Origin of the sequence: Streptomyces sp. SAT1, assembly GCF_001654495.1 — a bacterium.
Lineage (GTDB): Bacteria > Actinomycetota > Actinomycetes > Streptomycetales > Streptomycetaceae > Streptomyces > Streptomyces andamanensis.
This window is the reverse complement of the sequence record NZ_CP015849.1, coordinates 7,389,695-7,412,430: the sequence shown is the minus strand read 5'-3', so window position 1 is coordinate 7,412,430 and position 22,736 is coordinate 7,389,695. Positions and strand designations below refer to the sequence as shown.

The 22,736-nt window shown below is 75.2% G+C and carries 13 protein-coding genes; 8 read left to right on the top strand and 5 right to left on the bottom strand.

Features of this window, described 5'->3' with window-relative positions:
- The first annotated feature begins 151 nt into the window (after positions 1–151).
- A complete protein-coding gene (locus tag A8713_RS31475; RefSeq protein ID WP_064537839.1) occupies positions 152–1,024 on the top strand; it encodes a helix-turn-helix domain-containing protein in 873 nt (290 codons plus the stop codon).
- Between the two features lie 32 nt (positions 1,025–1,056).
- Here the strand turns inward: A8713_RS31475 and A8713_RS31470 are convergent, their stop codons facing one another.
- The 3 genes from A8713_RS31470 to A8713_RS31460 all read right to left on the bottom strand — a co-directional run bounded on the left by A8713_RS31470 (position 1,057) and on the right by A8713_RS31460 (position 4,031).
- Positions 1,057–2,001 carry an SDR family oxidoreductase gene (locus A8713_RS31470; RefSeq protein WP_064537114.1) on the bottom strand — a complete coding sequence of 315 codons (945 nt, stop codon included), beginning with the start codon at positions 1,999–2,001 and terminating at the stop codon, positions 1,057–1,059.
- 324 nt (positions 2,002–2,325) lie between these two features.
- A complete protein-coding gene (gene lysA / locus A8713_RS31465; RefSeq protein WP_064537113.1) occupies positions 2,326–3,660 on the bottom strand; it encodes a diaminopimelate decarboxylase in 1,335 nt (444 codons plus the stop codon).
- Positions 3,657–4,031 carry an SAV_915 family protein gene (locus A8713_RS31460; RefSeq protein WP_064537112.1) on the bottom strand — a complete coding sequence of 125 codons (375 nt, stop codon included), beginning with the start codon at positions 4,029–4,031 and terminating at the stop codon, positions 3,657–3,659. Before A8713_RS31460 ends, lysA begins: the two co-directional genes overlap by 4 nt.
- 424 nt (positions 4,032–4,455) lie before the next feature.
- Between A8713_RS31460 and A8713_RS31455 the strand changes: the two genes are divergently transcribed.
- The 5 genes from A8713_RS31455 to A8713_RS31435 all read left to right on the top strand — a co-directional run bounded on the left by A8713_RS31455 (position 4,456) and on the right by A8713_RS31435 (position 17,294).
- Positions 4,456–6,153, top strand: a complete 1,698-nt coding sequence (locus tag A8713_RS31455) for an amino acid adenylation domain-containing protein (protein ID WP_079159213.1) — start codon at positions 4,456–4,458, stop codon at positions 6,151–6,153.
- Positions 6,154–6,300: 147 nt separating this feature from the next.
- Positions 6,301–9,723: a non-ribosomal peptide synthetase gene (locus tag A8713_RS31450; protein ID WP_159393142.1), complete on the top strand. Its 3,423-nt coding sequence runs from the start codon at positions 6,301–6,303 to the stop codon at positions 9,721–9,723.
- On the top strand, positions 9,720–15,086 hold the full coding sequence (locus A8713_RS31445) for a non-ribosomal peptide synthetase/MFS transporter (RefSeq protein WP_064537109.1): 5,367 nt from the start codon (positions 9,720–9,722) through the stop codon (positions 15,084–15,086). Before A8713_RS31450 ends, A8713_RS31445 begins: the two co-directional genes overlap by 4 nt.
- Before the next feature lie 109 nt (positions 15,087–15,195).
- Positions 15,196–16,335 (top strand): Glu/Leu/Phe/Val dehydrogenase dimerization domain-containing protein, encoded by a 1,140-nt coding sequence (locus A8713_RS31440; protein WP_064537838.1) that lies wholly within the window; start codon positions 15,196–15,198, stop codon positions 16,333–16,335.
- Between the two features lie 26 nt (positions 16,336–16,361).
- Positions 16,362–17,294: a D-2-hydroxyacid dehydrogenase gene (locus A8713_RS31435; RefSeq protein ID WP_064537108.1), complete on the top strand. Its 933-nt coding sequence runs from the start codon at positions 16,362–16,364 to the stop codon at positions 17,292–17,294.
- Between the two features lie 77 nt (positions 17,295–17,371).
- Here A8713_RS31435 and A8713_RS31430 read toward each other — a convergent pair whose 3' ends face one another.
- Both A8713_RS31430 and A8713_RS31425 read right to left on the bottom strand, forming a co-directional pair.
- Complete coding sequence (locus tag A8713_RS31430) at positions 17,372–18,073, bottom strand: response regulator (protein WP_064537107.1); 702 nt, start codon at positions 18,071–18,073, stop codon at positions 17,372–17,374.
- Positions 18,070–19,365, bottom strand: a complete 1,296-nt coding sequence (locus A8713_RS31425; RefSeq protein ID WP_064537106.1) for a sensor histidine kinase — start codon at positions 19,363–19,365, stop codon at positions 18,070–18,072. Before A8713_RS31425 ends, A8713_RS31430 begins: the two co-directional genes overlap by 4 nt.
- A gap of 221 nt (positions 19,366–19,586) precedes the next feature.
- Here A8713_RS31425 and A8713_RS31420 point away from each other — a divergent pair, with 221 nt between their 5' ends.
- A complete protein-coding gene (locus A8713_RS31420; protein WP_064537105.1) occupies positions 19,587–20,282 on the top strand; it encodes an ABC transporter ATP-binding protein in 696 nt (231 codons plus the stop codon).
- Positions 20,279–22,696, top strand: a complete 2,418-nt coding sequence (locus tag A8713_RS31415; RefSeq protein WP_064537104.1) for an ABC transporter permease — start codon at positions 20,279–20,281, stop codon at positions 22,694–22,696. Before A8713_RS31420 ends, A8713_RS31415 begins: the two co-directional genes overlap by 4 nt.
- Positions 22,697–22,736: the final 40 nt, after the last annotated feature.

Here is a 22,736-nt window from a genome sequence, read left to right as displayed (position 1 = left end):
CCGGCGCTTCCGGTACGAGACGACACCGGTGCTTCCCGCAGTCTCGACGGCATGCGCGGGTCGTGGCAGGGCTCCCTTCTTCCCTGGTCCTGTCAGGGCCCCCGCTGCGCCACGCGTTCCGCATTACGGTGTCGGTATGAAGGGTGTCGGTATGAAGGACGAGGAATCCGGCAACCGGCTCGGCAGTTATCTCCGCGCCCGGCGTGAGCTGGTCTCCCCGGCCCAGGCGGGGCTCCCGCCCGGGGGCAACCGCCGCGTCCCGGGCCTGCGGCGTGAGGAGGTCGCCCTGCTCGCCGGGATCAGCCCCGACTACTACCTGCGTCTGGAACGGGGACGCGACAGGAACCCCTCGCCGCAGGTCCTGGAATCGCTCGCGCGTGTCCTGCGGCTCGATGCCGTCGAACGGACCTGTCTCCTCGGCCTCGCGACGGCGCGTCCCAGGGCGCCGCGCCGCAGGCGTCCCGAACACGTACCGGCGCGGGTGCACGAGCTGCTCGCCCACCTCCAGGTGCCCGCGTTCGTCGAAGGGCGCGCGTTCGACGTGCTGGCCTCCAATGCCATGGCCATCGCGCTCTCCCCCCGTCTGCGGCCCGGCGAGAACCGGCTTCGTTCTCTTCTTCTCGATCCCGAGGAGCGGGCGTTCCAGCAGGACTGGACGCGAGCGACCGCCGATGCCGTCGCCGCCCTCCGCGTCACCGTCGGCGACGACACGGACAACCCCCGGTTCGTCGAGCTGGTCGGGGAGCTGGCACTGTCCAGCCAGCGGTTCCGCGTCCTGTGGGCCCGCCACGACGTCCGCGCCCTCGACGGAGGCACGGCCACGGTCCACCACCCCGTCGTCGGTGAACTGCGCCTGCACCGCGACAAGTTCCCCGTCGACGATGTCATCCTCGTCGTCTACTACCCGGACAAGGGCGGCGAGAGCGACGAGAGGCTCCGGCTACTCGCCGCGCTCTCCCCCGCGGACCCCGCCCGGACGGCTCACGGCGGACCGGCGGACGGCCGGCACCCCGGCACACCCTGACGGACACACACACCTTTGCTGCGGCGTCCCGCTCACCGCGACCGCGTGGACCGGCCGCGCCCGGCGGACGTGTACGCCTCCCAGTCGGCGTTTCCGCCCGCGCCCATGACTCCGGTGGCGTCCGCGAGGTCGGCGGCGGGTGTGCGCCTCATCTCCCGGCGGGCGACATGGGAGACGAGGGCGGGGAACAGGGGGCGCAGCGGCTGGCACCAGCGCAGCCAGGGGGGTGCGTAGACACGGGCGGCGCGGTGTGCGACACCGGCGGTGAGCCAGGCGGCGACCTGCTCGGGCGTGTGCACGCGGCGGGCGAACCGCGGCTGGTGGGAACGCAGGGCGCGCAGTACCGGGTGGTCGTCGATGCCGGTGAGCATGTCGGTGCCGGTCCAGTGCAGGTAGGCGATGCCGACCGCGATCCCGTCGGGTTCGGCCTCGCCGCGCAGGGCCTGCGCGAAGGACTCGGCGCCCGCCTTGGAGGCGCAGTACGCGCTCATCATGGGGGCCGAGCCGAACGCGGCGGTGGAGGCGATCTGGAGGAAGTAGCCGTGCGTGCGGGCGAGCTGCGGCAGGAAGGCTCGCGCGGTGTTGGCGGAGCCGGTGAGGTTGACGTCGATGACGCGCCTCCACAGTCCGGCGTCGGTCAGCCGGAAGGGGCCGCCGGCCGCGACGCCCGCGTTGGCGACGACCACGGACGCGGCTCCGAGCCGGTCCGCCACCTGCCGCGCGGCCTCGTCGAGCGCCTCCGGCTCGGTGACGTCGCACTCGACGCACAGGCTCGGGGTGCCGAGCGAGGCCGCGGCGACGCGCAGGGACTGCGCCTCGCGGCCGAGCAGGGCCATGTGCATCCCGGCTGCGGACAGGTGCCGGGTCAGGGCCGCGCCGATGCCGCGGGCCGCTCCGGTGACGACGGCGACGCGGCCCCGCAGGGGCGGGACGTGAGCTGCCGCGGTGCCGGACCGCGGCTCTGGGGTGAGGTGCATGTGGGGCCCTCGCTCCGGACCGTACGCGGTGGGGGGACGGGACGTGCCGTGGGTGGTGGGCACGCCCGGCGTCGCTGGGACGCGTCAGTGGCGACGGGTACCCGGGCGGCTCGCGCGTACACGTCCCGCCCCGCTGCCCCGGCTCGGCGGACCCTGAGCGCGCGGGCGGGGACGTCGGTCCGTGCCCGACCGTCCCGGCCCCCGTGCTCGCCGGGCCGGTCCCGCCGCCCCGGTTCCGGCCCGGCGGGCGGGGGCCGCTTCCACGGTGGCGTACGTGCCGGGCACGGTGCGGTGACAGGTGCCGCCGCCGCTCCTCGGTCGCGGTCACAGGCCCACGTCCCGGCTGCGGATGTCCTCGATGGACTCCCGGCGGACCAGCAGCCGGGCGAGGCCGTCGCGTACGGCGACCACGGGCGGGCGGCCGACCAGGTTGTAGCCGGAGGCCATGGACAGGTGGTAGGCGCCGGCCGCGGGGAGCGCGAGGAGGTCGCCGGGGCGGACGTCGGCGGGGAGTCCGGCGTCGCAGGCCACGATGTCGCCGGCCTCGCAGTGCCGTCCCACCACGGTGACCCGCGCCGGGGCCGCCGTGCTGTTCCGGCCGGTCAGGCGGGGTGCGTAGCGGACGCCGTACAGGGCGGGCCGGGGGTTGTCGCTCATGCCGCCGTCCACGGCCACGAACACCTTCCCGCCCGAGTGCTTCACGGCCAGGACGCGGTACAGGGCGATTCCGGCCGGACCGGCGATCGCCCGCCCCGGTTCGATGACCAGCCGGGGGACGGGGAGTGCGGCCGAGGCGCACGCGTCGGCGAGTTCGGTGCGGACCCTGCGTGCCAGCGACGCCGGGTCGAGGGCGTCGTCGCCGGGCCGGTAGGCGATGGCGTGGCCGCCGCCGAGGTCGAGTTCGGGCAGGACCAGGCCGTGCTGGTCGTGCAGGCGGGCCATCAGGCCGACCATGCGGCGTACGGCCGCGAGATACGGCTTGACGCCGGTGATCTGCGAGCCCAGATGGCAGTGCAGGCCGGTGAGGCGGAGCTGGGGCTGGCCGAGGATGCGTGCGATGGCGTGCTGGGCGTAGCCGTCCGCGATGGACAGCCCGAACTTCTGGTCGTCCGTGCCGGTGCGGATCTTCTCGTGGCCGCCCGCGCTGATGCCGGGCACCACCCGCACCATGACCTTCTGGCGGCCGCTCGGGCCCACGGCGGCGGCCAGCCGGGCGATCTCCGAGGGGCTGTCGATGACGATACGGCCGACACCCAGCCGGAGAGCCGTCTCCAGGTCCCGGGGGGACTTGGCGTTGCCGTGGAGCACCATCCGCTCCGGCGGGAAGCCCGCGGTGACCGCGAGCTCCAGTTCGCCGGCCGAGCAGACGTCGAGACCGAGGCCCTCCTCGTCCATCCAGCGGACCATGGCCCGGCACAGGAACGCCTTGGCGGCGTAGAGGACTTCGGCGTCCGGGAAGGCGTCCCGGTAGGTCCGGCAGCGGTGCCGCACCTCGGCCTCGTCGAGGACGTAGACGGGCGTGCCGAAGCGGTCGGCGATCTCCGCGAGCGGTACTCCGCCCACGGCCAGGTCGCCGGGGCGGGGCTCGGTGGTCGAGGCGGGCCACACCCGCGGCGCGGCGGGCGTCTCGGGGAGGGCGGGTTCGTGAACGGTGGTCATCGCCTGCTCTCCTCTCGGCCGACGCGCTGGGCCGGGGCGGTCAGTGCCGCTTCCAGGACGGCCGGCGCCGGGCCGGCCGGGCCCGGGGGCGGGGCCGTGAACAGCGGGTCGATCGTGACGGTGACGGCGCCGAGCGGTGCGGCCAGTGCGCGCAGCGCGGGCTCGGCGAGGCGGATCCAGGCCTGACCGGCGCCGAGCGTCGTGGTGAGCCTGCGCTCGGAGGTGAAGCCGACGGCCGTGCGGTCGCCGAGCGGGGTGCGGAAGAGGCGGGCCGCGCAACCGCGGGGGCCCGGCCGGACCGGGACGTACAGGGGGCCGGCCGGGGACCGATCGGACGGCTCGGGGTCCTCGGCGGACAGGAGTTCTTCCATGGAATACCTCCGGAAAGGGAGCTGAGAGGCCCCGGACGCGGGGAGGCTGACCGGGGCTCGCCATCGACGTTATGCCCGCCCGCGCCCGGTCCCGGCCGTCCCTGACGAGATGTTGACCGGGAGCGGGGGGACCTTGACGCGATGGTGACGCGCCTGGTGGGCGGCTGTCCGAGGGACCGCCGCAGGAAGCCGGACGCCGTACGCCGCCGGAGCCGGGGCGGCCGCGGCCGTCCGGCCGCCTCGGAGCGGGTCATCGGTGAGCCGTCGCCGCCCGCGGGGTCCGCGGGACGCACGGCCCGGTGCCCGCCTGCGCGTGCCCCGGGGGCCGGAAGGACATCCGGGCACGTCCCTCTGGGACTCTTGTTTTGCTCGTCACCACTTCTATAGGTTCGCCTGAAATCGGCCACGGACGAGTGGAGCGGATGTGCACCCCCAACAGGACCGGTACAGAGCCGAGTTATCCGGTCGGCGGACAGCCTGCTCCTTTCCCGCCGGGGTCCCCGGGCTGATCAGGGAGGCGGCCGGCGGCAGGCCCGACGCCGTCGCCGTCGAATGCGCGGGCGAGAGCCTGACCTATCGTCAACTAGAGCTTTGGTCCGACGAGTTGAGCCGTCTTCTGGGTGCCGAGGCGCCGCCGGGGCGGCCGGTGGCGGTGGCCGTTCCGCGGGGTGTGCACCTGCTCGTGGCGCTGCTCGCCGTCTGGAAGGCGGGGCTCTCCTATCTCCCGCTGGACGCGGACGATCCACCGGAGCGCCTGCGCCGCGTGCTGGACGTGTCGCGCAGCACGCTGGCGCTGGTCACCGACGCCACGCGGAGCCGTGTGGCCGGACCGGGACTGCGCACCGTCACCGTGCCCGCGCGGTTCGAGGGCGCCGCTGACGCGGAACCGGCGCCGCTCCCGCCGGTCTCCGCCGAGCAGCCCGTCTACGTGCTGTTCACCTCGGGGTCGACGGGGACGCCCAAGGGGGTAGTCCTGGCGAGCACCGCCCTCGCCAACCGCCTGGTGTGGATGCGCGACGCCTACGGGGTGGGGCCGGGGGACCGCGTCCTGCAGAAGACACCGGTCACGTTCGATGTGTCGGGCTGGGAACTGTGGCTCCCTCTGATCTCCGGTGGCACATGTGTCCTGCTGCCGCCCGAGGAGCATCGCGACCCGGGACTGGTGGCGCGCGCCATCCGGCAACAGGGCATCACCCTCTGCCATTTCGTCCCCACCATGCTCCGTGAGTTCCTCCGGCATCGCGACGCGGCCCGCTGCACCTCCCTGCGGCACGTCTACTGCAGCGGTGAACCGCTGCCGCTGGAAGTGGCGCGCACCTGTGTGAACACCCTCCCCGCCGCGTTGCACAACCTCTACGGCCCCACCGAGGCCGCCATCGACGTCAGCCACTGGACGGTCCCGGCCTCGGCACCGGACATCGAACGCGTCCTCATCGGCCGGCCGGTCGACAACTGCACCCTGCTCGTCGTCGGCGAGGACGGCCGCACGGTTCCCCGGGGCGGCGAGGGCGAGTTGTGCATCGGGGGCGTGCCCCTGGCCCTCGGCTATCTCGACGATCCGGAGCGGACCGCCCGCGCTTTCGTGCCCGCCCCGGCCGGTTCCGCCGTCCGCCGGATGTACCGGACGGGCGACCGGGTGCGGCTGGGCGAAGGGGGCCTGGAGTACCTGGGACGGACCGACGACCAGGTGAAGATCCGCGGGCAGCGCATCGAGCCGCAGGAGATCGAGCACCATCTGCGCTCCCATCCTTCGGTGGAGGAAGCCGTGGTGGTGGCGGTCCGGACCGGTGAGGACACCGCACTCGTGGCCTGGGTCCGCGGGGCCGGTGCCGACGTCTCCTCGCGCGCGCTCACCTCCGCGCTGCGCACCCATCTCGCCTCCGTCCTGCCCCCCGCGTACGTGCCCGCGCACTATGCGCCGCTCGACGAAGTCCCCCTGACCAGCAGCGGCAAGCTGGACCGGGCCGCGTTGCGCTCGCGCGCCGCGCAGCGCCTCGGCACCGGGCGGATGGCGTCCGGCTCCCGGCACGTACCGTCGGCGGGGCGGCCCCTGCTGGCGGCCCTGCTGCGGGAACGCGACGCCCGTACCGGCACGGCCACGTCCCGCGAAGACTCCCGCTGACCGGACGGCCGTCCGCCGTCGGAATGCCGACGCGCCCCCGGTCGTCCGCCTCCTCCTCTCATCCCGGCCGCTCCCCCACCCATGGGGGCAGGCCCCCACGCGTCACCCGCGCCACATCCCGGCGCCCACACGATCTGGAGCCGTCCCATGCCGGTCCACCCCCCGCGACAGCAGCAGACCGAGGAGTGTCCCCCTCCCCGGACCGCATTCGACCTGGTGGCCCAGCAGGCCTCCCGCCGGCCCGGCGCGACCGCGGTGATCTCCGGTGAACACCGCACCTCGTACGAGGAGTTGATGGTTCTCGCCGCCGGGATCAGCGCCCTCCTGCCGACCGCTCCGGGAAGCCGGACGGGCATCTGTATGGGCCGCGACGAGCGCACGGTGGCCGCCTTCCTGGGGGTGTGGCGGGCAGGCGGTTCCTGTGTGGCCCTCGATCCCGCGCTCCCGCCGTCCCGGCTGGCTCACATGGTCCGCGCCGCCGGGATCCGCGAGGTGCTCACCACCGCCGTACTGGCACCCGTCGTCGCCGCGGCCGGAGCGCGCCCCCTGATCGTCGACGGTGTCGCGCACCGGGACGCCGCGGGCGGTCCCGCCCCGCGTCCGGCACCGCCCGGCGAAGAGGCGTACGTCCTGTTCACGTCGGGCTCCACCGGCGTTCCCAAGGGCGTGGTCATCCCGCACCGCTCCGTCCTCGCCCTCCTGCGGTGGATGAGCCGCACGATCGCACCCGCGCACCTGGCGGTGGGGCTGGCGTCCGCGTCGCTGTCCTTCGACGCGTCCGTCCACCAGATCTTCGGCCCGCTGTGCGCCGGAGGAAGCGTCGTCCTCGCCGACGACGTCCTGGCGCTGCCCGATCTGCCCGCGCGCGACGAGATCACCATGATCAGCGCGCCGCCGTCCGCGCTCGCGATGCTGCTGGAGCGCCCGCTGCCGCCGGGGGTGCGCCGGGTCAACGCCGGTGCGGAGCCGGTGCCGCGCCCGCTGGTCGACCAGCTGTACGCGCAGCCCGGTGTGGAGGCCGTGGTCAACCTCTACGGGCCCACCGAGTGCACCGTCTTCTGCGCCACCCACCCGATAGGCCGCCACGAGACGGGCACGCCGCCCATCGGCACGGCCGTCGCGGACTGCGAGCTGACGGTGCGCGACGCTGGGCAGCGCGTGGTGCCGGACGGGACAGCGGGCGAACTGTGGGTCGCCGGGCCGCTGGTGGGGCTCGGCTACCTGGGGGATCCCGAGGCCACGGCGGCGAGCTTCGTCGCCGATCCCGCCGCACCGGGCGGCACGCGCTACCGGACGGGCGACCTGGTGCGGCGCACGAACGGCGTCCTGCACTACCTCGGCCGTCTCGACGAGCAGGTCAAGGTGCGCGGCTTCCGGGTCGAGCCCGGTGAGGCCGAGGCGGTCCTCGCGACGCTGCCGGGCGTACGCCACGCCGTGGTCCTCGCCCGTCCGGACGGCACCGGGGCACACACGCTGCACGCGCACGTGGAGACGGGCGGCACCGCTTCGGCGCCACCGGCCGAGGAGGAGATCCTCCGCGTGCTGCGGGACCGCCTCCCGCACTACCTCGTGCCGTCCCGCGTCCTGGTGACGGACCGCCTGCCGCGCAGCAGCAACGGGAAGGTCGACCGCAAGGCGCTCGCGGCCGTGCTGCCTGCCGCCGAAACGGCGGAGCCGGGCGAGGCCGCGCGGCCGGGAGCGGAGACACGGCTGGCGGCGATCGTCGCCGAGGTGCTCGGCCTCGCCCGGCCGGTGGGCCGCACCGACCGCTTCGACCTCCTGGGAGGACACTCCCTGGCCGCCGCGCGTGTCCTCGCCCGGGTCCGCGCCGAGTGGGGAGCGGCCGTCCCGCTGGGCGCCTTCCTCTCCGAGCCGACCGTGGCGGCGCTGGCCGGGCTCGTCGGCGTCGCGCCCCCGATGCCCGCGCCGTCACGGCTGCCGGACGCCGTCGCGTCCCCGCTCGGCGACATGCAGCGCGAACTCTGGCGGACCCGGCAGATCAGCCCGGAGCCCGGCGTCACCACGGAGGCGTTCGTGCTCGGCGTCGACGGCGCCGTCAGCACCGACGCGATCCGTACCGCCCTCGACGCGGTCGTCCTGCGGCACGAGGCCCTGCGCACCGTCGTCCGCGAGTCCGGCGGGGGCCCGGTGGCCCATGTGCTGCCCGCGGCACCCGTGCCCTTCACCGAGCACGAGGCGGCACACCGCACGGCGCAGGAGACGGAAGCGCTCCTGGACGCCGCGGCCCGGCAGGTCTTCGCGCCCGACGACACACCGCTGCTGCGCGCCACGCTCGTCCGTACCGCCCCGGACCGTGCCCGGCTGGTGCTCGCCGTGGACCATCTGGCCTTCGACGGGTGGTCGGGCGGCCTGCTCCTGGAGGAGCTCGCCGCGGCGCTCGGCGGTCGGCCCGTGCCGGAACCGGCCGTGCAGCTCGGTGACGTGGCGCGCTGGGAGGAGCAGGTGCACACGCTCTCCTCCGCGGCCGACCGCGCGTTCTGGCGCGACGAGCTGCACGGGTCCCTGCCTCCGTGGGACCTCGCTCGCCGGGCCCGCGCGGGTACGCCCGCCCACCGGGGTGCCCGGCTGGTCCGCCCTCTGCCGTCCGGGACCGCCGCCGCCGTACGGGACCTGGCGGCCTCCTCGGGCGTCTCGGAGTTCGCGGTGCACCTGGCGGCGCTCCATGTGCTGATGGGCCACTGGACCGGCCGGCACGACCTTCTGGTCAACGTGCCGGTGGCCCGGCGTCCCGTACCGGAACTCGACCGGGTCGTGGGTCCGCTGCTCTTCGTCTCCCCGGTCCGGGTCCGCCGCGCGCCCGGCGAGAGTTTCCGCACCGTGGCCGCGCGGGCGGCACTCGCCCGCAACCGGGCGCTGGCCCACACGGCGCTCCCTGCCGCAGCGCTCGCCGAGGCGGCCGTCGCGGCCGGGCTCCCGGTCCGTCCCGGCGCGCCCCTGACGCCCGTCTCGCTCTCCATGCGTCCCGCGGAGGCGCCCGTCGAGGCCGTCGCGGGGCCGGTGACCCTGCGGGTGCTCGGCGAACGCGACACCGGCGTCGCGAGGGACGACGCCACCTTCCTCGTCAACACGACGGTGTCGGGTACCGAGATCCATCTCGTCCACGACCTCGACTGCTTCGGCGAGGCGGCGGCGGCCGCTCTGCTGGACGGGTTCCTCCAGGTCCTCGCCGAGGGCACCGCGGCGCCCGACCGCTCCTGCTCGGCCCTCGTGCTGCCCCCGCCGCCACCCGTGGTGAGAGCGGAGGATCCCGGGGAGCGGCGGCGCGTCGCGCCGTCCACCGTCGTCGAGGAGTTCCTGGCGGACACGTGGGAGCGGCTGCTGCCGGTGAAGGACGTGGCGGCCTCCGACTCGTTCTTCGACCTCGGGGGAACCTCGCTGACGGCGATGCGGGTCGCCGGTGAGATCTGGGACGCGCTCGGGGTCGACGTGTCGGTGCGCACGGTGTTCGCCCTGCCGGTGCTGCGCGAGCTGGCCGCCGAGGTCGAACAGCGGGCGCTGGCCGCACTGGACGCGGCTCAGGACCCGGCGGACGAGGAGGGCACGTCATGAACGACACGACGGCCGCGGCCTCGGGCACCGACCAGGACCGCTTGCGCGCCCTGCTGTCCGCCCGCAGGTCGCGGGGTCCGCAGGAGGCTCCGCCGCGGCAGGAGGGCCCCGTACCGCTGAGCCCCGCGCAGCAGGCGATGTGGCTCGCCTCCCAGCTCCAGCCGGACAGCAGCGCGTATCTGGTCCCGGTCCTGCTGCGGATGAGCGGCCCGCTGGACGGCCCGGCGCTGCGGGCGGCGCTGCGGGCGCTCGCGGAACGGCACGACGTGCTGCGCAGCACCGTCGACGCGTCGGGCCCGTCCCCTGTCCTGGTCACCGGTCCGGCCTCCGCGGTCCCCCTGGACTTCGTGGACCTCCGGGACGCCCCGGATGCCGGGGCCGAGCTCGACCGGCTGGTCCAAGACCATGTGCGGCGGCCGATCGCGCCCGAACACGAATGCCCGCTGCGCGTCGCCTGCTTCCGCCTCGGCGAGCAGGAGCACGCGCTGCTGCTGGTCCTGCACCATCTGGCGACCGACGCCGCCTCCAACGGCCTCCTGGTCTCCGATCTGGCCGCGCTCTACACCCACCACCTGGGACAGGGACCCCTTCCCCCGCGCCCGCCGCAGTACGCGGAAGCCGTCGCCGACCGGTCCGGCGACCTGACGGAGCGTCATGCCCCGTGGTGGACAAAGCGGTTGAGCGACGCGTGCCCCGTGCTGGAGCTGCCCGCGGACCGCCCCGCCCGGCCGGTCCCCTCCGACGCGGGCGACGGCGTCCCCCTCGCCTTCCCACCGGACCTCAGGGCACGCCTCGCCGCCCTCGCCGCCGACAACGGTGTCACCCTGTTCATGGTGCTGCTGGCCGGCTGGCAGGCGCTGCTGGCCCGGGTGTCCGACAGCGAGGACATCTCCGTCGGCGTCCCGGACGGCGGGCGGCACTCGGCCCGCGCCGGACAGGCCGTCGGCCCGTTCGTCAACACGGTCGTGATGCGGACGGTCCTGTCCCCCGCGTGGTCGGGCCGGCGCCTGCTGGCCGAGGTGCGCGACGTCGTGCTCGACGCGCTGAGCCGGGCGGACGTCCCCTTCGAACGCGTCGTGCGGGACGTGCGCGCCGCACGCGCGGAAGCCGCCGCGCCCCTCTTCGACACGATGGCGAACCTGTACGTCCGGCCCGGCCCCACCCGCCTCTTCCCCGGCCTCACCACGCGGTTCACCGAGATCGCGACCGGCGCAGTCAAGGCCGAGCTGGCGCTGCACTGCTTCGAGGAGGGCGCCGAGGGCCCTTTGAGCGGGGTGCTGCAGTACCGCCGCGAGCGCTTCGACGCCGCGACGGCGCGACGGCTCGCCGACTCCTATCTGCGCGTACTGACGGCGCTGGCCGAGGACCCCGGGCGGACCGTCGGCGACCTGCTCCCGACGGACCCGGAGGAGGGCGTCCTGTACGGGCCGGTCCGCGGCTATCCGACGGAGCCCGTGCCCGAGCTGGTGGCGCGCTGGGGACGGACCGCACCCGGGCGGGCGGCGGTCGTGGCGGAGGACGGCTCCCTGACCTACGGCGAACTGGACGCACGGGCCACCCGCGTCGCCGCCGCCCTGCTCGCCGCCGGAGTCCGTGCCGGTGAGCCGGTGGGGGTGCTGGCCGAGCGGGACGTCCACCTGCCCGTGGCGCTGCTCGGTGTGCTCAAGGCCGGCGCGGCCTTCGTCCCCCTGGAACCCGCCCATCCCGACGAACGGCTCGCCCGTACCGTGGCGGCGTCCGGGGCGCGATGCGTGCTGACCCGCCGGTCGTCGGCCGGCCGTGTGCGGGCGGCGCAGGCACTGGTCACCGAGGACGTGTCCACCGCGGACGGCGGCGACGGCCGGTCACGGCCGGGCCCGCAGGTGCGCGAGGACCAGCTCGCCTACCTCATCTTCACGTCCGGGACGACCGGCACGCCCAAGGGCGTCGGGGTGGAACACCGTTCCCTCACCCACTATCTGCACGCCGCCCTGGAGCGGATCGACGGGCACGGCCGGTCCTTCGCCCTGCTGTCCACGGCGGCGGCCGACCTCGGGTACCTCTCCCTGTTCGGGGCGCTGGTGAGCGGCGGCACGCTGCATCTGCTGGAGCGCGAGCGTGCCATCGACCCCGTCGGCCTCGCCGCGTACTTCGCCGCCCATCCGGTGGACGTCGTCAAGATGGTGCCCAGTCATCTCGAACTCCTCGCGGCGCACGGCGACCTGGCCCAGGTGCTGCCCCGCCGTGTCCTGGTGCTCGCCGGGGAGGCGTGTCCGCCCGAGCTCGTCGTGCGGGTGCGGGCGGCGCGGCCCGCTCTGCGGCTGCACAACCACTACGGTCCCACCGAGACGACCGTCTCCGTCCTCGGATGCGAGCCCGCCGGCACCGGTGACCCGGGGGCCGCCACCTCCGTACCGCTCGGGACGCCGTTCCCCGGCGCCGTCTGCTACGTCGTCGACCGCGCCGGCCGGCCGGCACCGACGGGCACGGCGGGAGAACTCTGGATCGCCGGTCCCGGCGTGGCCCGCGGTTACGCCGGGGACACCGAGGCCACCGAGCGCGCCTTCGTCCCCGATCCGGTCGGCGGAATGCGGCGCTGCTATCGCACGGGAGACCGGGTGCGCGTGCGCGCCGACGGTCTCCTGGAGTTCCTCGGGCGCCTGGACGACCAGGTCAAGGTACGCGGGTACCGGGTGGAACCCGGCGAGGTCGCGGCGGCCTGCCGGGCGCTGCCCGCGGTGCGCGAGGCGGTCGCGCTGGCCGTCGGCGACGCGCACCGGCGCCGCCTGGTCGCCTGGCTCGTCCCCGCCGACGACCGGGTCCCGCTCGACACGGCGGCCGTGCGTTCCGCCCTGCGCGCGCAGCTCCCCGACCACATGGTCCCCTCGGCCCTGGTCCCGCTGCCCGCGATCCCGCTGACCCCGAACGGCAAGGTGGACCGCGCGGCTCTGCCCGTACCGGAGAGTCAGCAGGTCCCAGGCGGCACCGCGCCGCGCAGCGCCGCCGAGCGGCGTGTCGCCGCGGCCTGGCAGGAGGTGCTGGAACTCCCCGGCCAGGACCTCGACATCGACGCCGACTTCTTCGCGCTGGGCGGCGACTCCCTCGGCGCGCTGCGCGCCGCCCGCCTGATCGACCCCGCTCTGCGGGTCGTGTCCCTCTTCACCCATCCCACGGTGCGGGAACTGGCGACGCTGCTCGACGATCCCTCGGCGGCGGGCACCGGGCTGCTCCAGCGGCTGGCCGGGCCTCCCGGCGGCACGTCACCGGAGCTGACCGTCGTCTGCGTCCCCTACGGGGGCGGCACCGCGGCCTCCTACCAGCCCCTCGCCCGCGAACTCGCCGCACGGCGGCCCGGTGTGCAGGTGCTCGCCGTGGAACTGCCCGGCCACGATCCCGCGCGCGCGGACGAGGAACTGCGGTCCCTCACCGACGTCGTGGCCCGGGTGCGGGACGAACTCGCCGAACGGGACGCCGGCGAGGTGCTGGTCTACGGGCACTGCGTCGGAACGGCGTCCGCGGTGGCGCTGGCCCTCGCGCTGGAGGAGACGGGACGGGAGCTCGCCGGTGTCGTACTGGGGGCGGCCTTCCCCAGCGCGCGGCTGCCCGGCCGGGTGTCCGCGCTGGTGCACCGCTGGTTCCCCGACGACCGGCGCACGTCGGACCGCGCGTACCACGACGTGCTGCGGGCGCTCGGCGGGCAGCTGGAGGAGGAGACGCGGAGCGCGGTGATCCGCGCGGTCCGGCACGACGCGCGCCAGGCGGTCGACTGGTTCACCGCCCGTTTCGACAGCCGCGCGCCGCGGCGGCTGCGGGCACCCCTGCTGTGCGTCGTGGGCGACCGCGACCGCACCACCGAACTCTTCGAGGAGCGCTACCGGGAGTGGACGGCCGTCGCCGACGACGTGTCCCTGGCGAGCATCCCGCACGCGGGCCACTACTTCCTCAAGCACCAGGCCGCCGACCTGGCCGCTCTCATCGAGGAACGACTCTCCTCGCCACCGGCCCCACGCCCCGCGCCGGCCGAGCCGGGCGGCGCCCCCGCGCGGCGCGACCTGCGCCGGTTCGGGCTCTTCGCCCTCGGCCAGACGGCGTCGATGACCGGTTCCGCGCTCACCTCCTTCGGCCTCGGCGTCTGGGTGTTCCAGAAGACGCACCAGGTGTCGTCCTACTCCGTGATCACCATGCTGGCGATGCTCCCGGCGTTCCTGGCCGCTCCTCTGGGCGGCGCCGCCACCGACCGGTGGGACCGGCGCCGGGTGCTGCTGGCGTGTGCCGTCGTGTACGGCGTCACCCTGTCCGGTCTCATCGCCGCGGCGGCGACCGGGACGCTCCGGGTGTGGGAGGTCGCGGTGTTCGCCGCGCTCACCTCGCTCACCGCCGCCTTCCAGCGGCCCGCCTATCTCGCCTCGGTGGCCCAGCTGGTGCCCAAGCCCTACCTCGCCCAGGCCAACGGCGTGGTGCAACTGGGCACCGCCCTCAGCACCCTTGTCGCGCCGGTCCTGGGCGGTGCGCTGATCAGCGTCGCCGGACTGGCCGCGGTGGTCGTCATCGACCTGGTCGCCGTGCTCGCCGGCGGGGCCGTCCTGCTGCTCGTGCGCTTCCCCGACCGGCTCTTCCGCCGCCGTCGCGAGGGGTTCCTGCCGTCCGTCACGGGCGGCTGGCGCTTCCTGGCGCGGCGGCCGCCCATGGTCGCGATGGTGCTCTTCTTCGTGGTCGTCAACTACGTCACCGCGACCACCACCGTGCTCACGGCGCCCCTCGTGCTGTCCACCGGCAGTCCCGCCGTGCTCGGCCTGGTCACCGCGGCCGGCGGACTCGGCGCCGCGGCCGGCGGCCTGGCCATGGCGTTCTGGGGCGGCACCCGGCGCCGGGCCGACGGCATGATCGGCATGACGATCGGGATGGGCCTGGCGAACGCGCTCATCGGGCTGCGCCCCGAGCCCGTCCTCATGGGGGTCGGCCTGTTCCTGTGGTGGGTGTGCAACGCCGTCCTCAACGCCCACTGGCTCGCCATCCTCCAGGCCAAGGTGGGCCTGGAACTCCAGGGCCGGGTCGTGGCCACCAACCAGATGCTCGCCACGGGGCTGATGCCGCTCGGCTTCCTGTTCACCCCCGTCCTGCTGCACCACGTCGTCGGCCCGCTCGCCGGGCACGCGCCGTTCTCTCAGATCGTCGGCGGTACGGGGCCGGGCCGGGACATGGGGCTCCTGATGGTGGGCGGCGGTCTGCTGCTGGCGCTCTGGGGCGTGCTCGGGCTGCGCTACCGCCCGCTGCGCCACATCGAGAGCCGCCTGCCGGACGTCTCGACGGCGGGCGTCGTCGCCGACGACCTCGACACGCTCCAGGACGAGGCGGACGCCCTGCTGCGCCGGAGCACCGCCTGACACCGCTGGCCCACCTGGCACGGCCGGTCCGCTCCGGCCGCGCCGCATCCGCGCCCCGCGCCTTCGCGCCCCGCCCCGACGCACCCCACGGAACCAGAAAGACGTGATCATGCACCAGCTCCTGCACAGCGACGACGCTCTGCCGGCCTCCCCTCTCTTCACCACCACCCTCACCCTGCCCGGCTGCGCCGCCGACGCCTGGGTCGTCGTGGACAGCACCGTGCACGGCCTCGCCATGGGAGGCACCCGTCTGACCGAGACCGTCGACGAGCGCGAACTGGCTTCCCTGGCACGGGCGATGACCCAGAAGCTCGCCCTGATCGACCTGCCGATCGGCGGAGCCAAGGCGGGCATCCGCCCGCGTGCGCCCCTCACGGACCGCGACGGCCTGATGCGCACCTTCGGCCGGGTGAGCCGCCCGCTGCTGCACGGCGGTGTGTATCTGGGCTGCGACCAGGGGATCACGCCCGCGGACCGCGACGCCTGCTTCGCGGCGGCCGGCTACGACCTCACCCAGGTCCCCGGCGCCACCCGGCTCGACGTGCCGTGGGAGCAGTTCTACCGGAGCATGTCCGACATCACCGGCTTCGGCGTCGCGACCGCCGCGCTGAGCACGCTGGAGGCCCAGCGGTCCACCCGTCCCCAGCGCGTCGTGGTGCAGGGCTTCGGCGCGGTGGGCCGGGCGGCGGCCCGCCATCTCCAGCGCGCCGGGCACCGCGTCGTGGCCGTCGCCGACGTCGTCGGCACCCTGGCCGATCCGGCCGGTCTCGACACGGACGGGCTGATCGCGGTGACCTCGGCGGACGGCACCGTCGACCGTACGCGGCTGCCGGACCGGGTGCGCTCCCTCGGTCCCGGCCGGGCCTGGCTCACCGTGGACGCGGACGTGCTGGTCCTCGCCGCCTCGGCCGACGCCGTCGACACCGCCTCGGTGCCGGACGTGCGCGCCCGCGTCGTCGTCGAGGGCGGCAACCTCAGCTGCGGTCCGGCGGCACGCCGCCTCCTGCGCGAGGCCGGGCACACGGTGCTGCCCGATGTGGTGGTGAACGTCGGCGGGGCCGCGCTCACCGGGGCCGTCCTCACCGGAGTCGCGCCGTCCGGGCTGCCCGCCCCCGGCCTCGCGGCCTGGCTGCGCGCCTGGATCGCGGGCAAGATCAAGCGGAACTGCGCCCTGGTGACCGAGTTGTCGGACCTCGGCCGCGCCGATCCCGTCACCGAACTCCTGGCGGACCGGGCGGTGCACCGGTGACGGGACGTCCCTGGCACGCTCCGAAGGTGTTCGTCGCCCACACCGCGATGGCCGCGGACCTGCTGCCGCACCTGGCACCGGTGCCCGCGGAGCAACTGGCCCCCGCGCTGCCCGGCCTGCCGGCGAGCCGGCTCGGTGAGGTCGAGGTACTGATCGGCCAGCACTTCCCGGAGCGCTCCCTGCCGCTGCTGCCCAACCTGCGCTGGCTGCACCTCACCGGCACCGGCACCGACCATCTCGCCGCCGCCGGACTCGCACCCGGGACGCTGGTGACCACCTCGGCCCGGGTGCCCGCCGAACCCGTCGCGGAGTACGCGCTCTCGGCCCTGCTGATGCTGCTCAAGGACCTCTCGACCCTGTCGGCGCGACCCCAGCGGCGCCCCTGGTACGCCTCCTCCGCCACCATGCTGAGCGGCTCGACCGTCCTGGTGGTGGGGGCCGGGCGGATCGGCCGGGCCGTGCTGCGCAGGCTCGGCGCGCTGGGCGCGCGGTCCGTCGCCGTCACCCGTACCGGGCAGGTGGCGGTCCCGGAGGCGGACCGCACCGTGGGAGCGGACCGTCTGGCCGAAGCCGCCGCGGACGCCGACCACGTGGTGTGCTGCCTTCCGGCCGCCGAGGGGACCCGGCGTCTCGTCGGCGCCGCGGTGTTCGCGGCGCTGCGGCCCGGTGCGGTGCTGGTCAACGTCGGCCGCGCCGCCACCGTGGACGACGAGGCCCTGTCCGAGGCCCTGGAGACGGGCGCGCTGCGCGGGGCGTTCCTCGACGTCCACCACACCGAGCCGCTTCCCGCGGACGACCTGCGGTGGCGGACGCCGAACCTGGTGGTCTCCCCGCACTGCGCGTTCGCCTTCCCCGGGGAACCGGCCGCGGTGGCCCGGACGTTCAAGGACAACCTCGACGACCTGCGGGCCGGCCGCCCGGCTCGGGACGCCGTCGTGGTCCCGCTCCCGCACGGGTGAGGTGCGCAGCGTCTTCCTGACGTGCTCCCGGACGGCGCGAACGCCCGGTCCGGGAGCACGGACGCCGGTGTGCGCGCTCATCCGCTGCTGTCCGGGGCGCCCTCCCCCGGGGTGATCAGCCTCGTCTCGTAGGCGAGGACGACGGCCTGGACGCGGTCGCGGAGGTCGAGTTTGGACAGGATGCGGCCGACGTGGCTCTTGACCGTGGTGGTGCTGAGGACGAGGCGGGAGGCGAGTTCGGCGTTGCTCAGGCCCGTCGCGAGCAGGCGGAGGACCTCCAGTTCGCGTGGGGTGAGGACGGACAGGTCGCGGTGCGGGGCGGCGGTCCGCGGTTCGTCGTGCCCGGCGAAGCGTTCGATCAGCCGGCGGGTGATCGCGGGGGCGAGGAGGGCGTCGCCGGACCGCACCAGCCGCAGGGCGGCGACCAGGTGCTCCGGGCTGACGTCCTTGAGCAGGAAGCCGCTGGCGCCGGCCGTGAGCGCGGCGTAGACGTAGTGGTCGAGGTCGTACGTGGTGAGGATGATGACGCGGGTCTCGTGCGGGCCGTCGCCGCCGAGGATGCGCCGGGTGGCCTCGATGCCGTCGGTCCCCGGCATCCGGATGTCCATGAGCACGACGTCGGGCCGGGTGCGGCGGACCGCGGCGACGGCCTCGGCCCCGTCGGCCGCCTCGGCGGTCACCTCGATGCCGGCCGCGGCCAGGATCATCCTGAAGCCGGTGCGTACGAGGGCCTGGTCGTCCGCGATGACCGCGCGCAGCGGCCGGGTCTCCGCCGTCATCGTGCGCTCCGCGGGATGCGGGCCGTGACGCGGTAGCCGCCGTCCCGGGTCGGACCGGTCGTCAGTTCACCGTCGTAGACGGCGAGTCGCTCGCGCAGCCCCAGGTGGCCACGGCCGCCGCTCTCCCCCGGCGGGGCCTTCCGCGTACCACCGGTGTCCGTGATCTCTATCCGCAGGCTGGTGTCGGTGTAGCCGATGGAGAGGGACGCCTCCGCTCCGGGCGCGTGTCTGACGGTGTTGGTCAGTGCCTCCTGCACGACGCGGTAGGCCGCGAGGTCCACGCCCGGTGGCAGCGGCTGCGGCGGCAGCGACAGCCCGACGCGCACGGGCGTCCCGGCGGCGCGTACCCCGTCGATGAGCGCGTCGAGCCGTGCGAGCCCCGGCTGGGGCTCCAGGCCGTCGGGCTTCTCGTGGTCCGGGGCTGCCAGCAGGCCCATCACATGGCGCAGTTCGGCCAGGGCGGCCCTGCCGCCCGCCTCGACGGCCAGCAGGGACTCCTTGGACTGCTCCGGGAGCGCGTCCATCACCGTGCGGGCCGCACCCGCCTGGATCACCATCACACTGACGTGGTGGGTGACGACGTCGTGCAGTTCGGCGGCGATACGGGCACGCTCCTCCTCGACGGCCCGGCGCATGGCCTGCTCCCGGTCCGCCCGCAGTTCGGTGATCCGGTCCCGACTGGCGGCCAGCCGCAGGTGCAGGAAGCGCACCAGACTGGCCAGCATCCCGGCCACGAGCAGGACGAACCCCGGGCTCGACCAGCCCGGGAGCACGGGATCGGCAGCGCGGAACACCACGCCGGCGAGCACGGCGGCGGCCGGCAGGGCGGCGACGGCCACGATCCGGTGCCGGCTGTGCACCACGGCGCTGTAGGCGGCGACGACGCAGGCCAGGACGGTGATCCAGGAGGCGGAGACGCCGAGGGCCAGGCTCGCGCCCAGCACCGCCGTGAAGACGGTCAGCGGGTGACGGCGCCGCAGCGCGAGCGGCAGCGTGGACAGGACGACGAGGGTCCAGGCGACGGGAGGAGAGTCGTCCTGCGCGGGCGCCTGCCCGGGGCCGGGCGGCGGCGGCAGGGGGAGCCCGTCGCCGCCGTCGATCCGGGGCGGGGCGATGCCCACGGGCCCGGCTCCGGGGTGGCGCGCGGCGACGATCAGAGCGGCGGCGGTCACGACGACCGCCAGCAGCACGTCGGCGCGTACCGCCCGCCCGGACAGCGGAGCGGTCTTCGGCTCGGGGCGCAGCGCGTCGAGGAGTTGTCGCCGTCTGCCGCACCGGTCTTCCGTCTGCATCCGCACATTGTGCTGCGTTCCGCCACCGGCCCGCGTCCGCCTGTGCGATCAGGGGGATCGTCCCCGGGTCCTCGTCCTCAGGTAGGAGGGCCGGGCCGGATCGTCCGCGGGGAGGGGGCGATGTCGCTTCAGCGGCCGACGCGCCCCGTCGGCGACGGCTCGTAGGTTCACGGGGCCGCAACGGCAGATGCCTCTCACGACCGTAAGGACGGGCCGCTCGCATGACCGAACTGATCCAGCTGAAGGGTGTGGCGAAGCGTTACGACGGCTCCGGCGCACCGGCGCTCGGACCGCTCTCGCTCACCGTCGCCCGGGGCGAGGCCCTTGCCGTGACCGGGCCTTCCGGCAGCGGCAAGTCCACCCTGCTGAATCTCGTCGCCGGTCTGGACCGGCCGACCGACGGCGCCGTGGTGGTGTCCGGCCGGCGGATCGACCGGTTGAGCGAGCGTGCCCTCGCCACGTTCCGCCGCCGGCACATCGGCATGGCCTTCCAGTTCTTCCATCTCCTCGACGACCTCACCGTCACCGACAACATCCAGCTCCCGGCCCGGCTGACCGGGATTGGGCGGCGCGAGGCCGCCTCCCGCGCGGACGAGCTCATGGAGATGCTGGGCATCCGCAGGCACGCCCGCGCCTGTCCGGGCCGGCTGTCGGGAGGCGAACGCCAGCGGGTCGGTTTCGCCCGAGCGCTCGTCAACCGGCCCGAGCTGCTGCTGGCCGACGAGCCGACGGGTGCGCTCGACACCGCCTCGGGCCACGGTGTGCGCGATCTGCTGCGGGACCTGCACCGCGGCGGGCAGACCATCGTGCTGGTGACGCACGACCTGGCGCTGGCCGAGGCGGTGGCGAGCCGCGCGATCCACCTGGTGGACGGTCACCTCACCGCCCTCGACTCGACCGCGCGGACCGCCCGATGAGCCGGTTCGGTGCCGGCGCGCTGAGCCGGGTGGTGCGCAGCGGGGTGCGCCGACGGCCGGTGCAGGGCGTCGTGATCGCGCTCACCACGCTGATGGCCGTGGCGTCCGCCGTGGTCGCCGGGTCGCTGATGGCCGCCGCGTCCGCGCCCTTCGACCACGCCTTCGCCGCGCAGCGTGGCGCGCACATCACCGCGCAGTTCGATCCGGCCAAGACGAGTGCGGAGCGGCTGGCACGGACGGGGCGGCTGCGCGGTGTCACCGCGAGCGCGGGGCCGTACCCGTCCACGCAGTTCCGGCCGGTGGACCGGACGGGTTTCCGGCTGCCACCCCTGACCCTGGTCGGGCGCTCCGGTCCGGACGGTGACGTGGACCGCGTCGAACTGAGGTCGGGCCGGTGGGCGCGCACGCCGGGCGAGATCGTGCTCAGTCCGTCGTTCGAGGGACCGGGGGCCGGGATCGGTTCCGTGCTCCGGGCCTCGGACACCGCGGGCGCCCCGGCTCTCACGGTCGTCGGCTTCGCGCTGTCGGCCAGCAGGACCGCCGACGCCTGGGCGATCCCGGAGCAGGTCGACGCGATGGCATCGCGGGGCGGCGTCGTCACGCGTCAGATGCTGTACCGCTTCGGCTCGGCCGCTACGAAGGAGCAGATCCTCGCCGACCGGGCGAAGCTCGTCGCCGCGACCGGTCCGGGGGCGCTCGTGGGTATGCGGTCCTGGCTGGACACCAGGCGGGCGGCGGATCAGGGCGCGGCGGCGGCCGTGCCGTTCGTGACGGCTTTCGGTGTGCTCGGCATCGTGATGTCGGTGGTGATCGTCAGCAGTGTGGTCGGCGGGGCGGTCGGCACCGGTCTGCGCAGGATCGGCATCCTCAAGGCCGTCGGCTTCACCCCGCGCGAGGTCGTCCGGGTCCATGTGGCGCAAGCGGTGGTCCCCGCCTGTGCCGGCATCGTCCCGGGAGTCCCGCTGGGCAACCTGCTGGCCGTGCCGATGCTGGCGGACACCGAGTCGCTGTACGGCACCGTCTCCCTGTCGGTGGCCTGGTGGGTGGATGCCGCGGTACCGGCGGCCGCGCTGCTCGTCGTGGCGCTCGCCGCGCTGGTGCCCGCGCGACGGGCCGGGAGGCTGCACACGGTGGAGGCGCTCGTGGCCGGCCGGTCCCCGCGCACCGGGCGCGGGCAGCGCGCCCACCGGGCGCTGGGGCGCCTGCCGCTGCCGCGGCCGGTGACCTACGGTCTCGCCACCGCCTTCACGCATCCGGTCCGTGCCCTCGCGACGCTGCTCGCGGTGGCTTTCGGCACGGTCGCGGTGACCTTCGCGGTGGGGCTGGTCTCCTCCCTGGGCGCGGTCGCCGCCTCGCAGGATCCCGGGAGCCGCGCGGCGGTCACGGTCACGACGACTCGGCCGCACACCGCCGCTCCCCCGCCGCCGGTCCCCGCCGCGGGCGGCGGTGCGGGCCCGGCTCCCGTGAGCGGCGAAAGTCCCGGCGCGCCCGTGTCCGGGGAGGCGGACCCGGCGAAGGTCCGGGCGGCCATCAGGTCCCGGCCCGGCGCCGCCTCGTACTACGGCAGGCTCAGCACCGAGGTCACCGTGGCCGGAGTCTCCGGTTCGGTGCGGGCCGGCCTCTACGAGGGCGACGCGCGCGACGCCCGCTACGAGATGCTCGCCGGCCACTGGATCGACGGCAGGGGCCAGGTCGTCGTGCCCGCCCGCTTCCTGGAGCGGACCGGCACCAGGCTCGGCGACACGGTGCGGATCACCTGCGGGAAGGAGAGCGCCGAGCTGAGGATCGTGGGTGAGTCCTTCGACACCTCGGGCGACCGGCTGGAGATCCACGCGGACATGGCCGACTTCCCGTCGGCCGAGCCCGACACGTTCCTCGTGGAGGTGGAGCCCGGCGTCTCGGCGGTCGAGTACGCCCGCGCGCTCGCGTCGGCCGTCCGGCCGCTGGGCGGCGACGCCACGACCGTCCCGCCGCCGCGGCGGAAGGGGCTCGTCCTCGTCATGGACGCGATGGCGGTGCTGCTCACCGCCTTGCTGACCGCCGTCGCCGGCCTCGGTGTGTTCAACTCCGTCGTCCTCGACACCCGAGAACGCGTCCACGACCTGGGGGTGTGCAGGGCGGTCGGCATGACGCCGCGGCAGACCGTGAGCCTCGTGCTCGCCTCGGTGGCTCTGACCGGCACGGCCGGCGGGCTGCTGGGCGTCCCGGCGGGGTACGTGCTGCACGGCCTCGTCATGCCCGTGATGGGGCATGCCGTGGGCACCGCCATGCCGCCGTCGGTCCTCGACGTGTACTCGCCGGCCCGGCTGCTCCTGCCGGGTCTCGGCGGGGTCGTGCTCGCCCTGCTGGGCGCCCTGGTTCCGGCGGTCCGGGCGGCCGGGACCGGCACGGCCGACGCGCTGCGCGCCGAGTAGCGGCGGCCGGCCGGGAGCCCGGCGCGGCGACACCTCTTCC